This is a genomic window from Enterococcus aquimarinus, assembly GCF_001885765.1.
In the GTDB taxonomy this organism is placed as follows: domain Bacteria; phylum Bacillota; class Bacilli; order Lactobacillales; family Enterococcaceae; genus Enterococcus_I; species Enterococcus_I aquimarinus.
Genome location: NZ_JXKD01000004.1, coordinates 174,567 through 197,525 on the forward strand (window position 1 = coordinate 174,567; position 22,959 = coordinate 197,525).

Genomic DNA, 22,959 nt, shown 5'->3' on the forward strand with positions numbered 1-22,959 from the left:
AGGGAGTATTGTGAAACCAAATCTCGGTTTTTATGTTCAAAAAATTAATACACTTGTCCAAGATACAGAAAAAATAGGCGAAACGCTTCATCCACGTTATGAGGAAATCCGACAAGCCATTGACGCCCAACAAGTCAATGAATTGTCTGCAGAAACACTCAACGAAACGATTACGATCTTTACAGAAGGGACCGCTAAATATCAAGCGATGTTAGAGCAAATCAAAAAACTACGTCCCCCAGCACAAGTTCTAGGCATCCATAAGAAGTTGGAGCATTCCTATACGAATTACGTAGCAGGCTGTGAAGAAATGATCGCGAGTTTAGCAGATGAAACAGTAGACGTAGAAGCATTCAACGCTGCTGAGGAGAAACAAGACAAAGCGACAGATGGCATTTCTTTCTCCATTCAACGAATGACGAACACATTATTAAAAAGATAACGTGAAAAGCGCAACAAAACAAGAAATATCTAATAAAACTATTATCTGTTTTTTATGTACTGGAGCGTAAAAGAGGCTATACTGTATTCATAACCAACATAACCTTTTTATTTTTCATTTTACTCTTAACCAGAGTAAAACTCCTTTTTTTCACCCGACCTAACCAATCGGGTGATTTTTTTTGTCAAAAATGATAGAATGAAATCACTAAATAAGAAGTGAGGGATCCTCCATTGAAAAATTAAGCCGTGGAATGAAGCTGCATGAAGATGACATTTTTGGTGAAACCAAGGGTGACGTGTGCAGATTTTCAGGAGAGGCTTGTTTTCGTTCGGGGACTTTTGGTTTCTTTGGCGATGCATTCACCTTTTCCTGAAGATAGGAGAAGGTTTTTTTCTTCTTTAATAGAAGAGGAAGGAGCAATTTATGTCCAAAATCCAACTAAAAAATCTGACGTATGGGTTTGATATTCAAGGTCGAATGCTGTTTGATCACGCGAATATCACCATTCAAACAACGTGGAAACTAGGATTAATTGGGCGTAATGGGCGCGGGAAAACGACGTTATTACGCTTAATCCAAGGTGAATTGCCTTATGAAGGTAAAATCGAACATCAGACCGAATTTTTATACTTTCCGCAATACATAACAGATGCGACAAACATGACGTATCAAGTGCTTGAAGGATTTGAAGAAATTGAATTTTGGAAATTAGAAAGAGAGTTACAGTTACTAGAGGTGAATCCCGATGTGCTTTGGTTACCCTATGAACAGCTTTCGGGAGGAGAACAGACAAAAGTGCTACTTGCGGTACTGTTTGCACAAGAATCTGGTTTTCCTTTGATTGACGAACCGACGAATCACTTAGATCATGCGGCTCGTCAAATTGTAGCGAATTATTTAAAAAGTAAGAAACAAGGCTTTATTTTAGTCAGTCATGATCGGCAATTGGTCGATGACGTGGTGGATCATATTTTGTCGATTGAACGGAGTCAACTCGTCTTACATCAAGGAAATTTTTCGCAGTACGAGCAGGAAAAAAAGCGACGCGATGACTTTGAAATGGCTAATAATATCAAAATCAAAAAAGAAATCAGTCGATTAAATCAAACGGCGCTAGAAAAAGCGCAGTGGTCTGGTGCGAGGGAAAAAGAAAAGTCCGGCAATCCGAAGAAAAAAGGGAGCGGTGCGGTTTTTGATAAGGGTTTTATTGGTGCAAAGGCAGCTGCCACAATGAAGCGGAGTAAGGCAATTGAACATCGCATGGAAGCACAAATCAGTCAAAAAGAAACGTTATTAAAAAATCTAGAAAAAATCGATACCTTAGCGATCCATGCTCGTCCGACTCATCGCAAGCAAATCGTAAAAGTCGAGAACTTTCAATTGTGCTATGGCGAAAAAACGCTCTTTCAACCGATTTCTTTTGAGTTGAATGTGGGGGATTGTCTCGCGCTTATTGGGAAAAATGGTTCAGGAAAAACCTCATTCCTGCGTTTTTTGATGGGAGAATTCACCGGAGAAGTCCGTGGCCAATATTCGTTTTACGAGCCGAGTGTGATTAGTCTCGTGAGACAAGATTTTACGACGAATCAAGGAACAGTGAAAAATTTTTGTGAGAAAGAAGGACTTGAGGAGCAAGAACTTTTGCATTACTTACGCAAGCTTGGAGTCGAGCGTGAAGTTTTTTTAAACAATATCGAAGACATGAGCCAAGGCCAACAAAAACGTGTGGAAATCGCCAAAGCGATGTTAAAGCCGGCAGAATTATTTATTTGGGATGAACCGTTAAATTATTTAGATGTTTTTAATCATCAGCAACTTGAAGCGGCTATTCTAAAAGCCAGACCGACGATGATTGTGGTTGATCATGATCGCCGATTTTTACAAACGGTCGCTACTAAATCAATTGAATTCACAAAATAAACGAAGTATCCTCACGATTGAAAGACGCGAATCCCACTTAAAAAACAGGGATTCGCGTCTTTTTTTGATGCTAAAAAATTGTAACCGGTTTAAAGGCGAATGATTCGTTAAAAATAAATGAGAAACGTTACGAAAATGCCGGAATTTCACAAAGGGTTTTGTATAATAATTCTGTAAAGGAGAGAAATGAATATGAAAATACAGTATTTTAAAGGCTCATTTTTTCATACACCTGTTCACGGACAATTAGAGTTTGTGGAAGAGGCATTATTACTCGTGAATGAAGAGGGGATTATTCAATCAATCGTTCGACCAACGGATGAAATGTACGCTGATACCTTGCATGCAGCAAAACAAACGCCGGATTTTGTCGAACTTGCGCAAGGGCAATATTTTTTACCAGGTTTTATCGATTTACACGTCCACGCACCGCAATGGCCGCAAGCCGGTGTTGCACTGGATACCCCGCTAAATCATTGGCTCGATGAATGCACCTTCCCACTCGAGGCGAAATACGAAGATGTTGACTTTGCAAAAGAAGTCTATCAAGATTTAGTCGCCCATTTATTAGCACAAGGTACGACCACTGTGTTGTACTTTGCAACAGTTCACCAAGCGGCAAGTCTCGCGCTAGCCGAAATTTGTGGACAACAAGGCCAACGTGGCTTAGTCGGCAAAGTCGTGATGGATTTAGAAGAGATGAATCCAAGCTATTATCGCGATGCCTCTGCCCAAAGTGCTATCGAAGAAACGGAATCGTTTATCTTAGCAGTTAAAGAACTTGGCAAAGACGTAAAACAGGGAATTTACCCAGTTGTAACGCCACGTTTTGTCCCAAGTTGTAGTGAAGAAGCATTAAGAGGACTCGGCGATCTTGTCCAAAAACATCACGTCCACGTCCAATCTCATTGTAGTGAAAGTCAATGGGCACACGATTTTGTCTTCGAACGGTTTGGCAAACGCGACACCGAAGTATTACGTGATTTTGGTTTATTATCGGATAAATCAGTAATGGCCCATTGTAACTTTTTGAATGAATCAGATGGCGAGATTTATCTGGAAACAGGTACGGCAGTCGCGCATTGTCCGATTTCAAACAGCTATTTTGCCAATAGTGTTTTTCCTGTCAAAAAATTCAAAGAACAAGGCCTTGAAATGGGCTTAGGGACGGATATTTCAGGCGGATTTTCTCCGAGTCTCTATGACAATATTAAACAAGCCGTTATGTCTTCCCGAATGCTCGAAGATGGTGTCGATACGAATCGTGCCTTTGAGGAGCGAGGGGTAGCAGACTCACGGATTTCAGTCATCGAAGCCTTTTCGCTTGCGACCCAAGGCGGCGGTGAAGCGCTAAGTTTACCAATTGGTGTCTTAAAACCAGGCTATGCTTTTGACGCTCAAGTGATTGATATCCATCATCCTCACAATCGGATTTCCAGTTTTGGGATCTTTGAACAACCAGCTGAAATCCTTCAAAAAATCCTTTACTTAGCGACGAAAGAAAACATTCGTCAAGTCTGGGTTCAAGGAAATTTAGTTCATCAAAAACAATTAGGAGCGTAAAAAATGGAAGCAAAAACAAACGGAACGAATCCGCATTTAACAATTGGCGTTAATGATCACATCCCAACAGGCCAAGCGATTTTACTTGGGTTACAGCACGTCTTAGCGATGGACGTTTATGTCGTCCCTTTTATCATCGCAGCAGCAGTTTCGATGTCACCTGGCGAGGCATCCGGCTTAATTCAATCAACCTTTTTAGGAGCCGGGATTGCGTCACTTATCCAAGTGCTTTTCTTCTTGAAATTACCAGTTTGTCAAGGACCATCCTTTGTACCAGTTGGCGCAATTATCGGGATTTATCTTGGTGGGAACGGCATGAGTACAGTATTAGGCTCCAGTTTAGTTGGGGCACTGGCAATCACTATCTTAGGGTATACCGGGATCTATAAACAAATTGTTCGTCATTTTATTCCAACGATTGTCAGTGGCACGATTATCATGATCGTCGGCTTAACGTTACTACCTTCAGCGTTTAATGGCAATATCTTTATCGAAACAGCAACGTTATCGATGAATCAAAATATTTTACTAGCCGTTATTACGGCAGTGATTTTAATTTTATTTTCAATGCTAGGCGTATATTTCCCACGTCTAGGAAAAATTTTCCGCATTAGTTCGGTTATTATTGCCTTAATTATCGGTTCAATTGTTGCCTCTTTCATGGGTGGTATGGATTTTACTTCTGTTTCGGAAGCATCATTTTTCAGTCTACCGAATTTTGCATTTATCGATTATGGTTTTGATTTTGATCTTTCAGCGATTGCAACGATGATCGTTATTTATATGGTGTTGTTAGCAGAAACAACCGGCACGTGGTATGCCGTTAGTTCTGTGACGGGCGAAGAAATAACAGATGAACAAATCAATCAAGGTGTTATCGGCGAAGGGTTTGGCTGTTTGATTGCATCGCTTGTCGGTACAACGCCTGTGACGGGCTACTCAACGAATGCCGGTATTATTTCAATTACCGGTGTGGCAAGTAAAGTCGTCTTCGTCGCAGCTTCTGTTTGGTTTATTGTACTGTCATTTTTAGGTAAATTATCGGCTTTAATTAATGCCGTTCCTGCAGCCGTTATCGGAGGAGTGTTTGTCGTTGTTTGTGTGATTATTATGTTGAGTGGTTTTCGTGTGATCAAAAACGAAGAATTTTCTGAAAGAGAACTCTACATTATCGGTGTTCCATTAATTATTGCAATCGGCTTACTGTTTATGCCAGCAGAATTAAAAGGGACCGCACCGCAATTCGTTCAATATTTATTAGATTCACCAATTGCCGTTAGTGCTTTAGCCGCAGTTGCGATGAATAAATTGATTCCTGTTCCAAAAAATAGCTAAACAAAAAATGAGACCGGCGCGTAACATAGCCGGTCTCATTTTTCTGTTTAAAACGTTAATTTTCAACATTTCGCACGTATTCATCAAAATAACGCAATAAATCACCTTTAAATTGTTGATAATCTTCTTCTGTAAAAATTTTATCTTCGACTTTTACTTCGAAAAAAGGCAATTCAAGTTCAACGCGTAAACGTTCAAGCACTTCAGTTGGTGTCAATGGTCTCCCTCTTTTCTAAAATAAATTAAAGGAACGATTTAATTCCTCATAAGCTTCACGCATCGCTCTGAGTTTAATGCGTAAGACCTCGTAGTCATCGTCATCATGAAAGAGCACTTGTTTTAAACTAAAATAATAATCATCGAAGGTATTGACGTAATCTTCTACTTCTTTTGTTTGTAATTCTGTAAATGTGTCGCAACGTAGATACGCTTTTTCTGCGATGGCATAGGTCTCTGCCGCAGTTAAAATGGCTAAGGATTCATTGTAACGACGATTTGTAACAAGTTCATAAATGGATTGGCATTTGTTGTACATATTCGAAAAATCTTTTGAGATTAGTTCAGCTGGTGTTTTCGAAAACATGAGAATCCCTCCTTTATTGGCGTGCGAAAGCATTGTGCTTAAAATAAAATGCAAACACACTCTGGTGCATAGATATCTTTTTGAAGCAACGTGAGTGTCCCTTTGTCCATATCACGCTCGTAAAGAGTGATATTATCGGTATTTTGGTTCGCACAAATCACAAATTGTTCTGTCGGATCAAGATCAAAATCACGCGGATGATCGCCTTCAGTCGAGATGAGCTGAATTAAATCGACATGGGCGCCATTTTCAATGACTTCAAAGACTGCTAATGAATTATGTCCACGATTTGAAGCATAGACAAAACGTCCGTCTGTTGAAATGCGAATCGCCGCACCACCACTAAATTCCGTAAAATCTGCCGGAATGGTTGAGATTGTTTGAAGTGAATGGAATGACCCTGTTTCAGCATTGTAAGCTAATACGGTTAAGGTATTGGCTAATTCACCAAATAAATAGGCGTAGTTCCCATCTGGATGAAAAACTAAATGACGCGGACCTGTACCAGGAATCGCTTCAAATAACGCCACGCGTGTTAACGTTCCTTCTTTAGAGACATCGTACGTATAGACGCCGTCGGTTCCTAAATCACAAGCCACTAAGCGTCCATCAGGTGTTAAATCGGTATAGTGGACATGTGCTTTGTCTTGGTTGGCATGTGGTCCTGTTGCTTCAGTGTGAACCACGATATCCGCCCCGATTAACGAACCATCTTCTTGAATGCGATAAACATTGACTTGTCCTTTATGGTAATTGGCACCATAGAGTAGTTGTCTCGTTTCATCGACGGCAACGTAGCATGGGGGAGCGCCAACTTCTGTGACCGCATTTAAAAACTTCCCATCTTTATCATACGCGGCAACGCCACCTTGATCATCAATCGACGTAACCGCATAAATCGCTTGTTTTTGACTTTCGGCTAAGTAAGTTGGACTATTTTCTTTAGTCACCAAAGTTAAGTCTGTTAGTTCTTTTTTCTCGGTATCAAGTGTCAACGAATAGATGCCTTCACTTTCTCGACGCGTATAAGTGCCAAGTAACATTTTTTGTCTCATACAATTCCTCCTCTAAAAAGTTAACGTATTCCTTCTTTATTTTACCATAGTAGTGAACGTAAAAAAAAGAATGTGCTATAATTGTGTTATTCATAGAATAAAGGAGGACTCTTTTGAATGCAAGAAGCAAAAATCATTCGTATTGGAGCAAAAGCAACCGATCATAAAGAACCAATTTTACTCTTTTTTGGAGAAGGCGTGACAGAAGGCTTAGAAGAGTATTCGATTGTCCAAAAAATTGCGGATCCGTTGGCTATTGAATTAGCTGTTGGTGACAAAATTCTTTTTGGGGATGCAACGTACTATATTACTTATGTGGGACCTTACGCAAACCAAAATTTACAATCGATTGAACATGTATCATTTGTTTTTTCAGATGAACCAAAAGAAAAAATGGCAAGTAGTGTTTATTTAACCCCTACAAAAGTTCCGACCATTACGACAGGTATGAAAATAACGTATCAAGGATAAGGAGGGTTTCAATGAACCGAAGAGAACAGACACCGCGTTCATGGTTTTGGCGTTGGTTTTTAAATAGTAAAGTGGTCACCGGATTACTCGTATTATTACTGATTTTATGTAATACCTTTGTTTTTACAAAAGTCGCGTATTTATTGACACCTTTCCTTGAATTTTTAGCGATCGTTGGGTTACCCATTATCATGTCAGGGATTTTGTACTACTTGATGAATCCAGTCGTTGATTTCTTAGAAAAAAAAGGCGTCAAACGCGTATATAGTATTTTAGGACTGTTTGTGTTTGTGATTGGCTTAATTGTTTGGGGTGTTGTCGTCATTATTCCAAAGATTGAAGAACAAACCATTAGTTTTATGGATAATTTCCCAAGCTATGTTAAAGTCGTCGAAACTTCTGTGGATGATTTCTTATCAAGTCCGATTTTCTCCCAAGTGCAAGATCAATTAGAAGCATCATGGGATAAGGTTCTTTCATCGGCAACGAATGTCATTCAGACGATTTCAAAATCGACATTCCAAAATCTAGGTAGTTTCTTTGGAGCCCTTGCATCGGTCTTCGTTGCAATCATTACGATGCCATTTATCTTATTTTACTTATTACGCGACGGTAAACAGTTAGCACCTTATTCAGTAAGAGTTTTACCTACCAAGTGGCGCCAACCGACATTAAGAGTCCTAAACGATATGAATCAACAAGTATCTTCTTATATCCGTGGTCAGCTGACTGTCGCTTTTTTAGTCGGGGTGATGTTTACCATTGGTTTTTCCATTATCGGCTTAGACTATGCGGTAACGCTCGGAATTGTGGCAGGATTTTTAAATTTAATTCCTTACCTCGGATCTTTTTTAGCAATGATTCCGGTTGTTTTCTTAGGAATTGTGGGTGGACCTGCGTTGTTAGTTAAAATCGGGATTGTTTTTATTATTGAACAAACGTTAGAAGGTCGTTTCATTTCACCATTAATTTTGGGAAGTCAATTATCGATTCACCCCATTACTATTTTGTTTGTCTTATTAACCTCAGGGAAACTCTTTGGCTTGCCAGGTGTGATTTTAGGGATTCCGTTCTATGCCGCAGCGAAAGTCTTAATTGAAGCGATTTTTGATTGGTATACGGATATTTCGGATTTATATGAAACACCGATTGAAGCCGAACCCCTCGCGCTTGCCGAGCCAGAAGAAGAAATTTAATACAAACAAGCTGAACGCTTAGGTGCATTTTTTGTACCTAAGCGTTTTTCTTTATCAGGGGTACCGTCAGGAAAATGCGGATTTACAACGCTAAGCACATTTTCGGGACGATTCCCCCATTTTTTACAACGTTAAGAAAGTTTCAATGGTCTTAAAGAATCTAACGAGACCACTTTCTCCAAATTAAAATGATATTCCCCTAGTAAATTAATATGTTCCCAACCTAGAGGCGACATATGGTGCAATAATTCTTCATTAAAACGACCAGACCGTTTTTGATATTCAACTGCTTTTGTTAGATGTAAAGTATTCCAAATACTGATGGCATTGATGATTATGTTTAGAGCACCGGCCCTTTGCAATTGATGCTGTATGGTTCGTTCCCTAAGCTCACCTTGCTTTCCAAAGAAAATAGCTCTTGCTAATCCATTCATGGCTTCGCCTTTATTCAATCCTCTTTGTATTTTTCTTCTTAATGATTCATCCGATATATAATTCAAAATTAAGATCGTTTTTTCTATTCGGCCCATCTCACGTAAGGCCGTAGCCAAGCTGTTTTGTCTTGAATAGGAACCTAGTTTTCCCATAATAAGGGATGCTGAAACTGTTCCTTCTCTTATAGAATGAGCTAATCGCAAAACATCCTCATAATTTTCTTTAATGACCTTTGTATTTATTTGTCCACGTAAAATGGCTTCTAATTTTGGATATTCACTTGCTTTATCTATTGTAAATAATTTTGAATCTGATAAATCTCTTATTCTAGGAGCAAATTTAAATCCTAATAGATGTAATAAATAGACGGTTAATATCGAATATCGCTTATTTTCTTGAAAGTCACGGAATGCATATGGCTCATATCTTGAGCCTAAGCGAGATAGTTGAAACAGGCGATTGCGATGCAAATGACTAATTTGTACCGTTTCTAATTCCATTCCTCGTATGTATTCGAGTCGTTCTATTACTTTTAGAAATGTTTCGGGTGAAGAATGACCCGGCGGTTCCTTTAACCAACCCAATATCGTTTTATTGGATTCGGATGGATGCTGCGAAGTAATGATCTCTTCAAGCTTTCCTTTTTGTTCATTTGTAAGAGATTGACTAACAGTATTAAACAGTTTCTTTTCAGTCATTGCCCTTGCCTCCCACACCATTCTTTCAAGTGTAGTAATAGCAAGCAGTATGATTTTGTTTTTTCTTAGAAAATCTATACATTCATGTAGTAGATGTATGGCATCGCCATTTTCAAAAGCTAATTGATGAAGATGCTTAAATGCTATTCGATATTCTCTTAGAGTAAAAGTTACAAAGTCGTATTCACTGCGAAGTTCTTTCAAATGATCCCAAAGTGTATTTTCTCTTTGAGGATAAAGACTAATCGAAGATGGAGTGGCACCGATTTGTTTCGATATATAATGTATGACTGATTCCGGGATGCTTTTGATATGAGTGTATGGCCAACCGGGATACCGAAGAACAGCTAATTGAACAGCAAACCCTAAACGGTTTTCTTCTCTCCTTCGCTTATTAACTATTTCTAAATCCCGTTTGGAAAAAGTGAAGTAGGTCCCCAATATCCATTCATCTTCAGGGATTTGCATAAAATCCTGCCTCTGTTCTAGTGTAAGCAATCCTCTACCTCTCGCAATTTTCATTCAGTATCATCCCATTTCCATAATTATTCAGTTAATTAGTTCAATTATATATCAATAGAGTGTACTCTATTGATACAAGTGTAGTAGACTGATAAAATCATAGTTAAGAGTGTCTCATAAGACTTGTCTCAAAAACGAGGTGATATTTTGCGAAAAATCGGTTATATACGTGTCAGTTCGACTAGCCAAAATCCTTCAAGACAATTTCAGCAATTAAACGAAATCGGTATGGATATTATTTTTGAAGAAAAAGTTTCTGGGGCAGCAAAGGATCGCGAGCAACTTCAAAAAATGTTAGAGGATTTACAGGAAGGAGACATTATTTATGTTACAGACTTAACTTGGATCACTCGGAGTACGCAGAACTTATTTGAATTGATTGATTTAATACGCAGGAAAAAGGCAAGCTTAAAATCACTCAAGGATACATGGCTAGATTTATCAGAGGATAATCCATACAGCCAATTCTTAATTACAGTAATGGCTGGTGTGAACCAGTTAGAACGAGATCTTATCCGTATGCGTCAACGAGAAGGGATTGAGCTAGCTAAGAAAGAAGGGAAGTTTAAGGGTCGTTTAAAGAAATATCATAAAAATCACGCAGGAATGAAATATGCAGTAAAACTATATAAAGAAGGCGGTATGACTGTAAATCAAATTTGCGAAATTACTAATGTGTCTAGGGCTTCATTATATAGAAGGCTATCGGAAGGAAACAAATAGTTTGTCCTGATTCTATCAAAAGGTTTATTTTTTGATACAACATTTTTAGGCATGAAATGTCGGCAATTATTATCTATTTTGTTTTAAAGTAAATATTGAAAGGGAGTAAACTTATGGATTGGCTAGAAAGAATGAACAATGCGTTAAACTACATTGAAAATAGCTTGAATGAAGAAATAGACTACAAAGAGATTGCAAAAGCAGCTAATTGTTCTGAGTTTCATTTTTCAAGAATGTTCTCTTCAATCTCAGGTATATCGCTATCAGAATATATTAGACGTAGACGGTTAACACTCGCAGCATTTGAAATTCAAAAAAGTGATATTCGGATCATTGATGTGGCAATTAAATATGGTTATGTTTCTTCTGATACTTTCTCACGTGCTTTTCAAAAAATGCATGGAGTAACCCCTTCCAATGCTCGTAATAGAGGGGTACAGTTAAAAGCCTTTCCCAGAATTTCCTTTCAAATTTCTATTAAAGGAGATACCGAGATGGAGTACAGAATTGAAAACCTTGATTTTGAATTAAGAATTGTTGGAAAAAGTAAGCCAGTAAAAACAAGCAGAGCATTTAAAACAATCCCTACGCTTTGGAACACTGCGAAAAAAGATGGATTTATGCAAGAACTAGTAGATATGTCATGGGAAAATCCAAAATGCACGCTTGAAAGCCTTCTGGGGGTTTGCGGAAAAGAAGCTGCCATAACAGATGAACAATTTTCCTATTTCATGGGCGTAAGATACGATGGGGAATCCCCAGAAAATATGGAGACGCTTATTATTCCCGCGAGTACATGGGCAGTTTTTCCGAACATAGTGGATGCATGGAAACGTTTATATTCCGAGTGGGTCCCTACCTCCGAGTATGAACTTGCAAATTTACCGTGTATAGAATGTTATTACGGTCCGAAGCATAAACCAAGACACGAACTCTGGGTCCCTGTTATCCCGAAGTAAATTACATATTCAGTAATAGAATGCTGTTTATGGAGTAACGAAAAAAGAGCCTAATTTCTCAATTTAGGTGATGGGAAATCAGGCTTTTTATATTGGAAATTCCTTATCGTTGTAAATCCGCATTTTCCTGACGCTACCCCTATCAGTAATATCCGACAAAAAAAGCACTCGAAAAAAGGAAAACCTTCTGTTCGAGTGCTTTTTGAAATGCGATTTATTAGAATGTTAAGCTTAATTCTTCGGCTTTTTTCACAGCGTCTGCGATAATTTCTTCCGTTTTCTCAGGCTGGTGATCTGCACCTTCAACTAATACTTGTTGTACGTCGTTTACGCCAATAAAGTTGAAAATACCTTTGATATATTGTGAAGAGAATTCTTGACCGTTATACACGCCACCGTTTGCTTGGATGTGTAATAATTTTTTGCCTTCAGTCATTGGAACAGGACCTTCTTCCGTATAACGGAATGTTTTACCTGCAACGTTAATCGTATCAATCCATGCTTTTAAGCGAGTAGGGATGTTTAAGTTCCATAAACCATTACCAATCACAATTTTATCGGCTGCTAAAAATTGTTCAGTTGATTCGTTGAAACGGGCAATTTTTTGTTGTTGGCTCGCTGTTAAAGCAGAGAATTCTGTTCCCGCACGTAAGTCGTTCCAACCCGTTAAGATATCTAAATCGATTTCTGGAAAGTCTTCGTTATATAGGTCTAATACAATAATTTCGTCTTCGGGATTGCTTTTTTTGTAACTATCTAAAAAGGCATAGAACACTTTCATTGATTTTGAATCTTCGCTCATTAGTGGATGAGCTTTCACTGCTAGTAATGTTGACATTAAAAAAAACTCCTTCGAATTCGTAATAGTTTTTACTAGAACAGTATAATAAAAAAAAAATAAGACTGCAACCTATTTGCTTAAAAATAAGGCAGTCTCTTCATTTTTATGCGACGTTGATTTGACGGAAAGCTTTCATGCCACCAATAACGGCAACAGCGTCAAAAGCTTGTTTGTTTAAAAATTCAGCAATCACACGTGCACGACGGCCAGAATGACTCATAATATAATACGTATGTTGTTTCGATAACGTATCAAGATGATTCGGTAACGTAGTAATTGGCATGGAGAGGGAGTTGGCTAAATGGCCTTCGTTAAAAGCGCCTTTATCCCGAATATCTAAAATCATTACCTCTTGAGTGGCGAGTAGCAGTTGAAAATCTTGTGTAGTGATGGTGTTCATTGTCTAAAATCCTCTTTTCTGTCTAACTGAGAATGATTTTAGGGCTATTCTGGTTTCTTGGCAAGCTTTTTGCAAGAAAATCGTGTTAAAATGAACGATTTCTTAAGAAACCCTCACAAAAGAGTTTCCAAAAAGATCACGAAAAGAAGCAGAAGAAACTTGCATTTTCGATCAGAATACAGTAAAGTATATCTGTGCGTAATCGCACTTTCCTGTCACTTGGTTTAACGAATCACCAACGTTGTACTCAGTCACAGGGGAAATCTAAGAAAGAGGTGGAAACACATGGCAATTTCAAAAGAACGCAAAAACGAAATCATCGCTCAATTCGCTCGTCATGAAGGAGATACTGGTTCACCAGAAGTTCAAATCGCTGTTTTAACAGAAGATATCAACACTTTGAACGCACACATCCGTGAACACAAAAAAGATCACCATTCATACCGTGGATTAATGAAGAAGATTGGACACCGTCGTAACTTATTAGCTTACTTACGTAACAAAGACGTTACTCGTTACCGTGACCTAATCCAAGCTTTAGGCTTACGTCGTTAATCAGTAAAAGTAGAAGTGAGGTTCCTGCGAATCTCACTTTTTTACTATGCTAAAGCAATCAAAAACACTGTTTCAACGTATCAAAAAATACATTAAACCGCTGTAAGCGTTGGCTTGGCTTACTACTAACCAAAGACAAGAAGTGAATGAGCTTCACTTTTTCTCTTTGTTTAGTAGCAGTCACAACTTACAGCAAAAAGGAGAACATATGACAAAACAAGTATTTTCAACCACTTGGGGCGGACGCCCATTATCAGTAGAGGTAGGACAATTAGCAAAACAAGCAAACGGAGCAGTCTTAGTTCGTTACGGCGACACAGTTGTTTTGACAGCTGCCGTGGCTTCAAAAAATGCGAAAGATACGGATTTCTTCCCGTTAACGATTAACTACGAAGAAAAAATGTACGCAGTTGGTAAAATTCCAGGAGGCTTCATTAAACGTGAGGGTCGTCCAAGTTTAGATGCGACGTTAACCGCTCGTTTAATCGACCGTCCGATTCGTCCAATGTTTGCAGATGGCTTCCGTAACGAAGTACAAGTCACAAACTTCGTCATGAGTGTGGAGCAAGATTGCTCACCTGCGATGGCTGCCATGTTAGGGTCATCATTAGCACTTGCCATTTCAGATATTCCATTTGACGGCCCAATCGCCGGTGTTGATGTTGGTTTTATCGATGGTGAATACGTCTTAAACCCAACTGTTGAACAACAAGCGAATAACCAAATTGAATTAACGGTTGCAGGAACAAAAGATGCAATCAATATGGTGGAATCTGGTGCCAAAGAAGTATCAGAAGAAGACATGTTAGGCGCGTTATTATTTGGACATGCCGCAATCAAAGAAATGTGTGCCTTCCAAGAAGAAGTCGTTGCCGCAGTCGGCAAAGAAAAAATGACAATTAATCTTTTACAAATCGATGAAGCATTACGCCAAGAAGTCTATGCAGCTTACTACGAAACAATGAAGAAAGCCGTATTGACGGAAGAAAAATTAGCGCGTGAAGACGAAATCGAACAAGTGAAAGAAACCGTGAAAGCTGTCTATGCAGAAAAAGCCGCAACGTTAGAAGACGAAGCTGCGACGCAATTACTAAAAGAAATCAAACAATTAGCAGAAGACCTTGAAAAAGACGTCGTTCGCGAATTAATTACGATTGATAAAATCCGTCCTGATGGCCGTAAAGTCGACGAAGTTCGAACGCTTGCTTCAGAAGTTGGATTATTACCGCGTGTGCACGGTTCAGGACTCTTTACTCGTGGCCAAACGCAAGCATTATCAACTTGTACTTTAGCACCATTAGGCGAACATCAAATTATTGATGGTTTAGGCCTTGAAGATTCAAAACGTTTCATCCATCACTATAACTTCCCACAATTCTCTGTTGGTTCAACGGGTCGTTCAGGTGCGCCTGGTCGTCGTGAAATCGGACACGGTGCTTTAGGGGAACGTGCGATGGCGCAAGTGATTCCTTCAGAAGAAGATTTCCCTTACACAATCCGAATTGTGTCAGAAGTCTTAGAATCAAATGGTTCTTCTTCTCAAGCAAGTATCTGTGCGGGAATCTTAGCGTTAATGGATGCGGGTGTGCCAATCAAAGCACCAGTTGCCGGAATTGCGATGGGACTTGTCTCTGATGGTGAAAACTATACCATTTTAACAGATATCCAAGGACTAGAAGATCACTTAGGCGACATGGACTTTAAAGTTGCGGGAACAAAAGAAGGAATCACTGCGTTACAAATGGATATTAAAATCCAAGGAATCACAGAACAAATCTTACGTGAAGCATTAGCGCAAGCGAAAAAAGCACGGATGGAAATCTTAGCAGAGCTTGTGTCAACATTAGCTGAACCTCGTCCAGAGTTAAGCCCATATGCTCCGAAGATCGAAATGATTCAAATAGCACCAGATAAAATTAAAGTAGTCATCGGTAAAGGTGGCGAAACCATCAATAGTATCATTGATGAAACAGGCGTTAAGATTGATATCGATCAAGACGGAAATGTGTCGATTGCGTCTTCTGATGCCGACATGATTCAAAAAGCAATCCAAATTATCCAAGACTTAACCAAAGAAGTGAAAGTCGGCGAAGTGTACCTAGGGAAAGTTGTTCGCGTCGAAAAATTCGGAGCGTTCGTTAACTTAATCAAAGGGAAAGATGGCTTAGTTCATATTTCACAACTGGCTCACGAACGAGTGAATAACGTAGAAGACGTTGTCAAAGAAGGCGACGAAATCTTAGTGAAAGTCATGGAAATTGACCGTCAAGGACGTGTTAATCTTTCAAGAAAAGAAATGTTAGAAGCACCGAAAAAAGACGAAAAGTAATTCTTAGCGATTTTTCTCCTATTCTTAGTTAATGAGCTAAGGATAGGAGCTTTTTTACGGAATAATAGGCAACTGCTCGTTACTACTGGCAAATGGATGAAACGTTTATAGTTTGATTGGGAGGGTATCATTAAATGAAAAAATGGATAGGCACCATTATTGGGATAAGTGTCTCGTTAAGCCTATTATTCGTTAGTCAAGTAAGTGTAGGGAGTGAAGGGGTCGCTGATTCAAGCGCCCGCCTCGAGCAGAAACTACCAGACACGAAAACAAAAATAAAAGTCGTAACACCAAAAAAAATAGCAGTAAAACCAAAAGTAGTCGCAAAAACGACCGCTAAAGTATTACCGAAAAATCAGATAACCTTAGCAGGGAAAACAATCTCGCTTGTAAATAGTCAAGGCGCGACAGCAGCACCAAAAGGTAACGCCGCTGGTTACTGGTATGGCAATGGGAAAGTGAATGACGCCAAAACAACGCATATCATCGGACATAATCCAGGCGCTTTTGCCGGCCTATTTAAATTAAAAAAAGGATCGGTCATTAAAGTCACGGATTCAAATGGCAAAGTGCGTAACTACAAAGTCTATTCGATCCTAACCGTCAATGACGAGGCCTACGGGAAAAATGGCAAAGACTATTGGTCGACGATTTTTAATCAAAAAGGCGAAGCCATTAGCTTACAAACCTGTATCAACAATGATTGGAATCTAATTGTCTTAGCGAAATAACCAAGAAGAAGTGATGACTCGAAATAGTCGTCACTTCTTTTTGAATTTTTTGTGAAGAATGAAGATTCCCGGGGCATTCATGTTAAGATAAAGAGGAAATGAAAGAGAAGGAGTTTGATCGCACAAATGATCCAAAAATTACAATCAAAACTAATCCAATTTATGAAAGGGCGCTACGGCCGGATTGACTCGTTAAATAAAACCATGATCATTATCAGTTTAATTTTGCTATTTATCGCGAATTTTGGCTTTTTATGGCCGCTAAGAATCATCGCATATGGCTTGTTTTTCTATGCGTATTACCGTGTGTTCTCCAAAAAAATCTACGTCCGCTCCAATGAAAATCAACGCTTCATCCGTAAGACACGTCCGATTGCTAAGAAATGGCATCTATGGAAGACAAAGTTCACGCAACGAAAAACTTATCGTTATTTCCCTTGTCCATCGTGTAAACAACAAATGTGTGCGCCAAAGGGTCGGGGTAAAATCAAAGTCACGTGCTCAAAGTGTCACCATTCTTTTGTCAAAAAAGTCTAAGGAAGCAAAAAGCGTAATAGTTATTCTAGTTATTTCATGAAGTAGGAAAAAAGCGGTCGTGCGTTTGATGACCGTTTTTTTGTCGTGTTGTGTTCACACGCTAAAGGATTCGAAGTCTGTGAATGAGGGAGAATTTGATTTAGAACGATTTTAAATAAGTAATGGCGTTAAATGAGAGGGATTAAAAAATGGCGAGGGATGAAACAAAGCCAGTCTTTTGAACGATTGCGCGTGCGCCATCTATCAATTACTTTGAACTAGCAAACGCTACAAGAAACAAAGCTCATGAAGTCGTCTAGTACCATCTAAGGAAAGAAGTCGGGAAATATTCTAAGAAATCGATGAAAATTCCGAAAAATTCACATTTTCTAGTTTCAATATTTGAGTTTCATTCTCGATTAGTCTACAATGAATGAGAATGCAAAAAAGAATTTGGAGGAATCGACATGTCCGTTTTAGAAATTAAAAACCTACACGTTTCAATTGAAGATAAAGAAATCTTAAAAGGGGTCAACTTAACCTTAAAAACTGGTGAAATTCATGCCATCATGGGTCCAAACGGTACTGGTAAATCAACCTTATCAGCAGCAATCATGGGAAATCCTAACTATGAAGTGACAGAAGGCGAAATCTTGCTTGATGGCGTCAACGTTTTAGAACTTGAAGTGGATGAACGTGCTCGTCTTGGATTATTCTTAGCAATGCAATATCCAAGTGAAATCGCAGGAATCACGAACGCAGAATTCATGCGTGCCGCGATTAATGCGAAACGTGACGAGAACGATAAAATTTCGGTCATGAATTTCATTAAAAAATTAGATGAAAAAATGGCGTTACTAAACATGCCCGAAGAAATGGCTGAACGTTACTTAAACGAAGGTTTTTCAGGCGGCGAGAAAAAACGCAACGAGATCTTACAATTATTAATGTTAGAACCAACATTTGCAATCTTAGACGAAATTGACTCAGGTTTAGATATCGATGCGTTAAGAGTTGTCGCAAAAGGCATCAACGAAATGCGCGGCGATAACTTTGGATCATTAATTATCACGCATTACCAACGTCTCTTAAATTACATTACGCCAGACGTTGTTCATATTATGATGGAAGGCCGTGTCGTGATGACAGGCGGTGCTGATTTGGCGAAACGTCTAGAAGCAGAAGGCTACGCTGGCATCAGTAAAGAATTAGGAATCGACTACAAAGAAGAAGAGGCTTAAAAGGAGGTCTGGATTGATGAAGAAAAATTTACAAGACTATCTAGGCGCTGTAAAAGTTTTCTCAGCTATTAAAGAAGAACCGACTTGGATGCTGGAATTACGTGAAAAAGCCTTAGAAAAAATAGAAGCATTACCTTTTCCAACCATCGAACGTGTAAAATATGAGCGTTGGCCATTATTTAACATTAGCGAAGCAGCGTTAAATGGCGAAACGGCTGAAATCGACTCCGTCCCTGCGTTTGATGAAATGAACAACAATCCGATGGTCGTGCAACAAGACGACGTGACAATTTTTGAACAACTACCGATTAGCTTATCTATGCAAGGCGTGATTTTTACTGATTTATTCACCGCAATGTTAAATCATCCGGAACTTGTACAAGAATACTTTATGACAAAAGCAGTGCCAATGGATGAAGACAAAATGACCGCTGCGCACGTGGCATTCTTAAACAGTGGTCTATTCTTATACGTTCCAAAAAACGTGATTTCCGATAAACCGTTTGAAGCGATTTTCCGTCATAATCAAGCACTTGGTCATCATTTTTATAAACACGTCCTCATTGTGGCAGAAGAAAACAGTGAGTTTAGCTACTTAGAACGCTTTATTTCAGAAGGCGAAACGACTGAGAAATTAGCTGGTAACATCGTAGTTGAAGTCATCGCAAAACCAGGCGCACGCGTCAAATATTCCGCGATTGATCAACTTGGGGCGAATATCTCAACGTACATCAACCGTCGTGGACACTTAATGCGTGACGCGTCGATCGAATGGGCAATTGGCGTAATGAACGATGGCAATATCGTGGCCGACTTTGATTCTGATTTAGTGGGCGAAGGCTCTAACGCACAAGTCAAAGTTGTCGCAATTAGCGGCGGTCGCCAAATCCAAGGAATCGATACGCGTGTGACGAACATGGCGCCTCATTCTGTCGGACACATCTTACAACACGGCGTTATCCGTGAAAGAGGGACGTTAACGTTTAACGGAATCGGTCATATTTTAAAAGGAGCAAAAGGCGCGGATGCCCAACAAGAAAGCCGTATCTTAATGCTTTCTGACCATGCTCGTGGCGATGCTAACCCTGTCTTATTAATTGATGAAAATGAAGTCACCGCAGGACATGCGGCTAGTTCTGGGCGCGTTGATCCAGACGAAATGTACTATTTAATGAGTCGTGGCTTACGAAAAGCCGATGCAGAACGTCTCGTGATTCGTGGTTTCTTAGGTTCTGTTATCACCGCGATTCCAGTGAAAAGCGTCCGTGAAGAATTAGTTGAGGTTATCGAAGGGAAGTTGAATGCCTAATGAATCACACGAAGCTCCGTCAAGATTTTCCGATTTTAGATCAGATTGTAAATGATGAGCCGTTAATTTACTTAGACAATGCCGCAACTACTCAAAAACCAATCCCAGTGCTTCAAGCGATGGACGATTATTACCACCACAACAATGCCAATGTGCACCGTGGGGTTCATACCCTAGCCGAGCGGGCAACCACTCAATACGAAAACGCCCGGGAAACGACGCGTCGCTTTATCAATGCGCGTGAAACAGCCGAAGTCTTATTCACCCGTGGCGCAACGACGAGTCTGAACTGGGTCGCTCAAAGTATGGGCGAACTGGTCGTCCATGAAGGCGATGAAATCGTGATTTCATATATGGAACATCACGCCAACATCGTCCCATGGCAACAACTGGCTAAAAAGAAAAAAGCAACTTTAAAATATATCGCACTAACTGCGGAAGGCGAGCTTAATCTGGATGACGCCAAAGCGCAAATTACTGAAAAAACGGCCATCGTGGCGTTAACGCACGTCTCAAATGTCTTGGGAGTAATCAATCCAATCCAAGAATTAACCGCTTATGCACACCAAAAAGGCGCCGTCATGGTCGTCGATGGCGCGCAAGCAACGCCGCATATGCCGGTTGACGTGCAAGCACTCGATTGTGACTTTTATGCCTTTAGTGGCCACAAAATGTGTGGACCAACAGGCATTGGCGTTTTATATGGTAAACGTCACTGGTTAGAACAAATGGAACCCATCGAATTTGGAGGCGAAATGATTAACTTCGTGCACCTTCAAGACAGTACATGGTCCGAACTACCATGGAAATTCGAAGCCGGCACACCAAATATGGCAGGCGCGATTGGACTAGCAGCTGCGATCGATTATTTAGAAAACATCGGATTATCTGCAATCCATGACTACGAAGCCGAACTGGTCGCTTACGTCTTACCGAAGTTAGCTGCAATTGACGGGGTCACGATTTATGGTCCAACTGATCCAGCCAAACACACTGGCGTGATTGCTTTTAACTTAGATGACGTCCACCCACATGATGTCGCGACTGCTATGGACATGCAAGGCATTGCCGTGCGGGCGGGTCATCACTGTGCGCAACCATTACTAAAATATCTAGACGTTTCAGCGACAGCTCGCGCAAGCTTTTATTTTTATAACACGAAAGCCGAAGCAGACGCATTCATTGAAGCCGTCTATGCAACAAAGGAGTTTTTCCAACATGGCACTATCTAGACTCGATAACTTATACCGCCAAGTGATTCTAGACCATTCAAGTTATCCGCATCACCACGGAACACTCGGCGCAGGTAGCCACAAAGTCGAATTGCATAACCCGACGTGTGGCGACATTATTACCTTAGAAGTACAACTAAACGGCGACATCATCGAAAACGTCGCTTTTTCCGGTCACGGTTGTTCCATCAGCACCGCTAGCGCGTCCATGATGACCGACGTGATTATCGGTAAAACACTCGCCGAAGCCAGCGAACTTTCGGAAATTTTCTCCGGACTTGTGCAAGGCCAAGAAGTCGATGCCGATCGCTTAAAAGACGGCGCCATCTTAAGTGGGGTCGCAAAATTCCCAGCACGTATTAAATGTGCGACGCTTGGTTGGAAAGCCTTAGACCAAATAATCGCCCATCCAGAAATTGAAGAATACCAAGAAAAAATCAACGAATAGGAGTGAGACAACATGAGTGGTGTACCAGAATTAGAAGAATACCAATATGGCTTCCATGATGACGTCCAACCAGTATTTACAACAGGACGAGGCTTAACAGAGGAAGTCGTTCGTGAAATCTCACGAGTGAAAGAAGAACCTGAGTGGATGTTAGATTTTCGTCTAAAATCACTCGAAGCCTACCATAAAATGCCAATGCAAAAATGGGGTCCAACCTTAGAAGATTTGGATTTTGACTCGATCAAATATTACCAAAAAGCCAGTGACAAACCAGCTAGAGACTGGGATGACGTCCCGGATAAAATCAAAGAAACCTTTGAACGAATCGGGATTCCAGAAGCGGAACGTGCATACTTAGCAGGTGCCTCTGCCCAGTACGAATCCGAAGTGGTTTACCACAACATGAAAGAAGAATTCCAAAAACTCGGCATCATCTTTACCGATACCGACTCCGCCTTAAAAGAGTATCCGGAAATCTTCAAACAATATTTTTCTAAATTAGTCCCACCAACCGATAACAAATTAGCCGCGTTAAACTCAGCGGTCTGGTCAGGTGGCACCTTCATCTACGTACCAAAAGGAGTCCGCGTCGATGTTCCATTACAAACGTACTTCCGTATCAATGCAGAAGGCACAGGTCAATTCGAGCGCACATTAATCGTCGTTGACGAAGGCGCGAGTGTGCACTACGTCGAAGGCTGTACCGCACCAACGTACTCTTCGAATAGCTTACATGCGGCCATCGTAGAAATCTTTACCTTAAAAGATGCCTATTGCCGTTACACGACCATCCAAAACTGGTCCGACAACGTCTACAACTTAGTGACAAAACGTGCTCGTGCCGAAGCCGGCGCAACCGTTGAATGGATTGATGGCAACTTGGGAGCCAAAACCACCATGAAATACCCAAGTGTCTATCTAGAAGGAGAAGGCGCACGTGGAACGATGTTATCCGTGGCTTTTGCAAACGGCAAACAAATCCAAGATACCGGTGCAAAAATGATCCATAATGCACCGAACACCTCAAGTTCGATTATCTCAAAATCAATCGCGAAAAGCGGTGGCGAAGTCAACTACCGAGGCCAAGTTACCTTCAACAAAAACAGCGCAGGCTCAATCTCGCATATTGAGTGTGACACCATTATTATGGATAACGAATCAAAATCTGATACCATTCCATACAATGAAATCCACAACAGCCAAGTCGCTTTAGAACACGAAGCCAAAGTGTCAAAAATTTCAGAAGAACAATTGTATTATCTAATGAGCCGCGGCTTAACTGAAATCCAAGCCACTGAAATGATCGTCATGGGCTTTGTGGAACCATTTACAAAAGAACTACCAATGGAATACGCCGTTGAACTAAACCGCCTCATTCAGTATGAGATGGAAGGTTCAGTGGGATAGTAATCATAAAAAGCTGGCTCTTTAACAACTAGGGTTGGTACATCT

General features: G+C 40.1%; 23 protein-coding genes. 17 read left to right on the forward strand and 6 right to left on the reverse strand.

Going from position 1 to position 22,959, the window contains the following annotated elements:
• Positions 1-10: 10 nt before the first annotated feature.
• The 4 genes from RU93_RS04795 (at position 11) to RU93_RS04810 (ending at position 5,263) form a co-directional block, all read left to right on the forward strand.
• The gene (locus tag RU93_RS04795; protein WP_071874473.1) at positions 11-442 is read left to right on the forward strand and encodes a hypothetical protein; all 432 of its coding nucleotides are present in this window, start codon (positions 11-13) and stop codon (positions 440-442) included.
• 426 nt (positions 443-868) lie between these two features.
• Positions 869-2,365: a ribosomal protection-like ABC-F family protein gene (gene abc-f / locus RU93_RS04800; protein WP_071874474.1), complete on the forward strand. Its 1,497-nt coding sequence runs from the start codon at positions 869-871 to the stop codon at positions 2,363-2,365.
• Positions 2,366-2,557: 192 nt separating this feature from the next.
• Positions 2,558-3,928 (forward strand): guanine deaminase, encoded by a 1,371-nt coding sequence (gene guaD / locus RU93_RS04805; RefSeq protein WP_211272556.1) that lies wholly within the window; start codon positions 2,558-2,560, stop codon positions 3,926-3,928.
• Positions 3,929-3,931: 3 nt separating this feature from the next.
• On the forward strand, positions 3,932-5,263 hold the full coding sequence (locus RU93_RS04810; protein WP_071874476.1) for a uracil-xanthine permease family protein: 1,332 nt from the start codon (positions 3,932-3,934) through the stop codon (positions 5,261-5,263).
• 55 nt (positions 5,264-5,318) lie between these two features.
• On the opposite strand, the gene RU93_RS12065 is transcribed toward RU93_RS04810, so the two are convergent.
• The 3 genes from RU93_RS12065 to RU93_RS04820 are packed head-to-tail and all read right to left on the reverse strand — an operon-like array spanning position 5,319 to position 6,901.
• A complete protein-coding gene (locus RU93_RS12065; protein ID WP_169818090.1) occupies positions 5,319-5,480 on the reverse strand; it encodes a hypothetical protein in 162 nt (53 codons plus the stop codon).
• Between the two features lie 15 nt (positions 5,481-5,495).
• Positions 5,496-5,846 carry a hypothetical protein gene (locus tag RU93_RS04815; protein ID WP_071874477.1) on the reverse strand — a complete coding sequence of 117 codons (351 nt, stop codon included), beginning with the start codon at positions 5,844-5,846 and terminating at the stop codon, positions 5,496-5,498.
• Between the two features lie 38 nt (positions 5,847-5,884).
• On the reverse strand, positions 5,885-6,901 hold the full coding sequence (locus tag RU93_RS04820; RefSeq protein WP_071874478.1) for a lactonase family protein: 1,017 nt from the start codon (positions 6,899-6,901) through the stop codon (positions 5,885-5,887).
• A 117-nt stretch (positions 6,902-7,018) separates the two neighbouring features.
• Between RU93_RS04820 and RU93_RS04825 the strand changes: the two genes are divergently transcribed.
• The gene (locus tag RU93_RS04825; protein WP_071874479.1) at positions 7,019-7,372 is read left to right on the forward strand and encodes a PTS glucitol/sorbitol transporter subunit IIA; all 354 of its coding nucleotides are present in this window, start codon (positions 7,019-7,021) and stop codon (positions 7,370-7,372) included.
• An 11-nt stretch (positions 7,373-7,383) separates the two neighbouring features.
• Complete coding sequence (locus tag RU93_RS04830; RefSeq protein WP_071874480.1) at positions 7,384-8,568, forward strand: AI-2E family transporter; 1,185 nt, start codon at positions 7,384-7,386, stop codon at positions 8,566-8,568.
• A gap of 131 nt (positions 8,569-8,699) precedes the next feature.
• On the opposite strand, the gene RU93_RS04835 is transcribed toward RU93_RS04830, so the two are convergent.
• Positions 8,700-10,223 (reverse strand): Tn3 family transposase, encoded by a 1,524-nt coding sequence (locus RU93_RS04835; protein WP_071874481.1) that lies wholly within the window; start codon positions 10,221-10,223, stop codon positions 8,700-8,702.
• A 147-nt stretch (positions 10,224-10,370) separates the two neighbouring features.
• Between RU93_RS04835 and RU93_RS04840 the strand changes: the two genes are divergently transcribed.
• Together RU93_RS04840 and RU93_RS04845 are read left to right on the forward strand one after the other, a co-directional pair.
• Positions 10,371-10,946: a recombinase family protein gene (locus RU93_RS04840; RefSeq protein ID WP_071874482.1), complete on the forward strand. Its 576-nt coding sequence runs from the start codon at positions 10,371-10,373 to the stop codon at positions 10,944-10,946.
• A gap of 113 nt (positions 10,947-11,059) precedes the next feature.
• The gene (locus RU93_RS04845; RefSeq protein ID WP_010731423.1) at positions 11,060-11,905 is read left to right on the forward strand and encodes an AraC family transcriptional regulator; all 846 of its coding nucleotides are present in this window, start codon (positions 11,060-11,062) and stop codon (positions 11,903-11,905) included.
• 217 nt (positions 11,906-12,122) lie between these two features.
• Here the strand turns inward: RU93_RS04845 and RU93_RS04850 are convergent, their stop codons facing one another.
• Together RU93_RS04850 and RU93_RS04855 are read right to left on the reverse strand one after the other, a co-directional pair.
• Positions 12,123-12,743 carry an FMN-dependent NADH-azoreductase gene (locus RU93_RS04850; RefSeq protein ID WP_071874483.1) on the reverse strand — a complete coding sequence of 207 codons (621 nt, stop codon included), beginning with the start codon at positions 12,741-12,743 and terminating at the stop codon, positions 12,123-12,125.
• A 106-nt stretch (positions 12,744-12,849) separates the two neighbouring features.
• Positions 12,850-13,146 carry a rhodanese-like domain-containing protein gene (locus tag RU93_RS04855; protein WP_071874484.1) on the reverse strand — a complete coding sequence of 99 codons (297 nt, stop codon included), beginning with the start codon at positions 13,144-13,146 and terminating at the stop codon, positions 12,850-12,852.
• Between the two features lie 285 nt (positions 13,147-13,431).
• Here RU93_RS04855 and rpsO point away from each other — a divergent pair, with 285 nt between their 5' ends.
• From rpsO to sufB, 9 genes are all read left to right on the forward strand, one after another.
• Positions 13,432-13,701 carry a 30S ribosomal protein S15 gene (gene rpsO, locus RU93_RS04860; RefSeq protein WP_071874485.1) on the forward strand — a complete coding sequence of 90 codons (270 nt, stop codon included), beginning with the start codon at positions 13,432-13,434 and terminating at the stop codon, positions 13,699-13,701.
• Positions 13,702-13,909: 208 nt separating this feature from the next.
• Positions 13,910-16,030, forward strand: coding sequence for a polyribonucleotide nucleotidyltransferase (gene pnp, locus RU93_RS04865; RefSeq protein ID WP_071874486.1), 2,121 nt, complete (start codon positions 13,910-13,912; stop codon positions 16,028-16,030).
• A 134-nt stretch (positions 16,031-16,164) separates the two neighbouring features.
• Positions 16,165-16,761: a class F sortase gene (locus RU93_RS04870; RefSeq protein WP_071874487.1), complete on the forward strand. Its 597-nt coding sequence runs from the start codon at positions 16,165-16,167 to the stop codon at positions 16,759-16,761.
• Between the two features lie 126 nt (positions 16,762-16,887).
• Positions 16,888-17,298, forward strand: coding sequence for a hypothetical protein (locus RU93_RS04875; RefSeq protein WP_071874488.1), 411 nt, complete (start codon positions 16,888-16,890; stop codon positions 17,296-17,298).
• A gap of 446 nt (positions 17,299-17,744) precedes the next feature.
• On the forward strand, positions 17,745-18,518 hold the full coding sequence (gene sufC / locus RU93_RS04880) for a Fe-S cluster assembly ATPase SufC (protein WP_071874489.1): 774 nt from the start codon (positions 17,745-17,747) through the stop codon (positions 18,516-18,518).
• Between the two features lie 16 nt (positions 18,519-18,534).
• Entirely contained in the window at positions 18,535-19,827 is a 1,293-nt protein-coding gene (sufD, locus tag RU93_RS04885; RefSeq protein ID WP_071874490.1) for a Fe-S cluster assembly protein SufD, read from the forward strand.
• On the forward strand, positions 19,827-21,059 hold the full coding sequence (locus RU93_RS04890; protein ID WP_071874491.1) for a cysteine desulfurase: 1,233 nt from the start codon (positions 19,827-19,829) through the stop codon (positions 21,057-21,059). The genes sufD and RU93_RS04890 overlap by 1 nt, the downstream gene beginning before the upstream one ends.
• Positions 21,046-21,507: a Fe-S cluster assembly sulfur transfer protein SufU gene (gene sufU / locus RU93_RS04895; RefSeq protein WP_071874492.1), complete on the forward strand. Its 462-nt coding sequence runs from the start codon at positions 21,046-21,048 to the stop codon at positions 21,505-21,507. The genes RU93_RS04890 and sufU overlap by 14 nt, the downstream gene beginning before the upstream one ends.
• 12 nt (positions 21,508-21,519) lie before the next feature.
• The gene (gene sufB / locus RU93_RS04900) at positions 21,520-22,914 is read left to right on the forward strand and encodes a Fe-S cluster assembly protein SufB (protein WP_071874493.1); all 1,395 of its coding nucleotides are present in this window, start codon (positions 21,520-21,522) and stop codon (positions 22,912-22,914) included.
• The last annotated feature ends 45 nt before the right edge of the window (positions 22,915-22,959 follow it).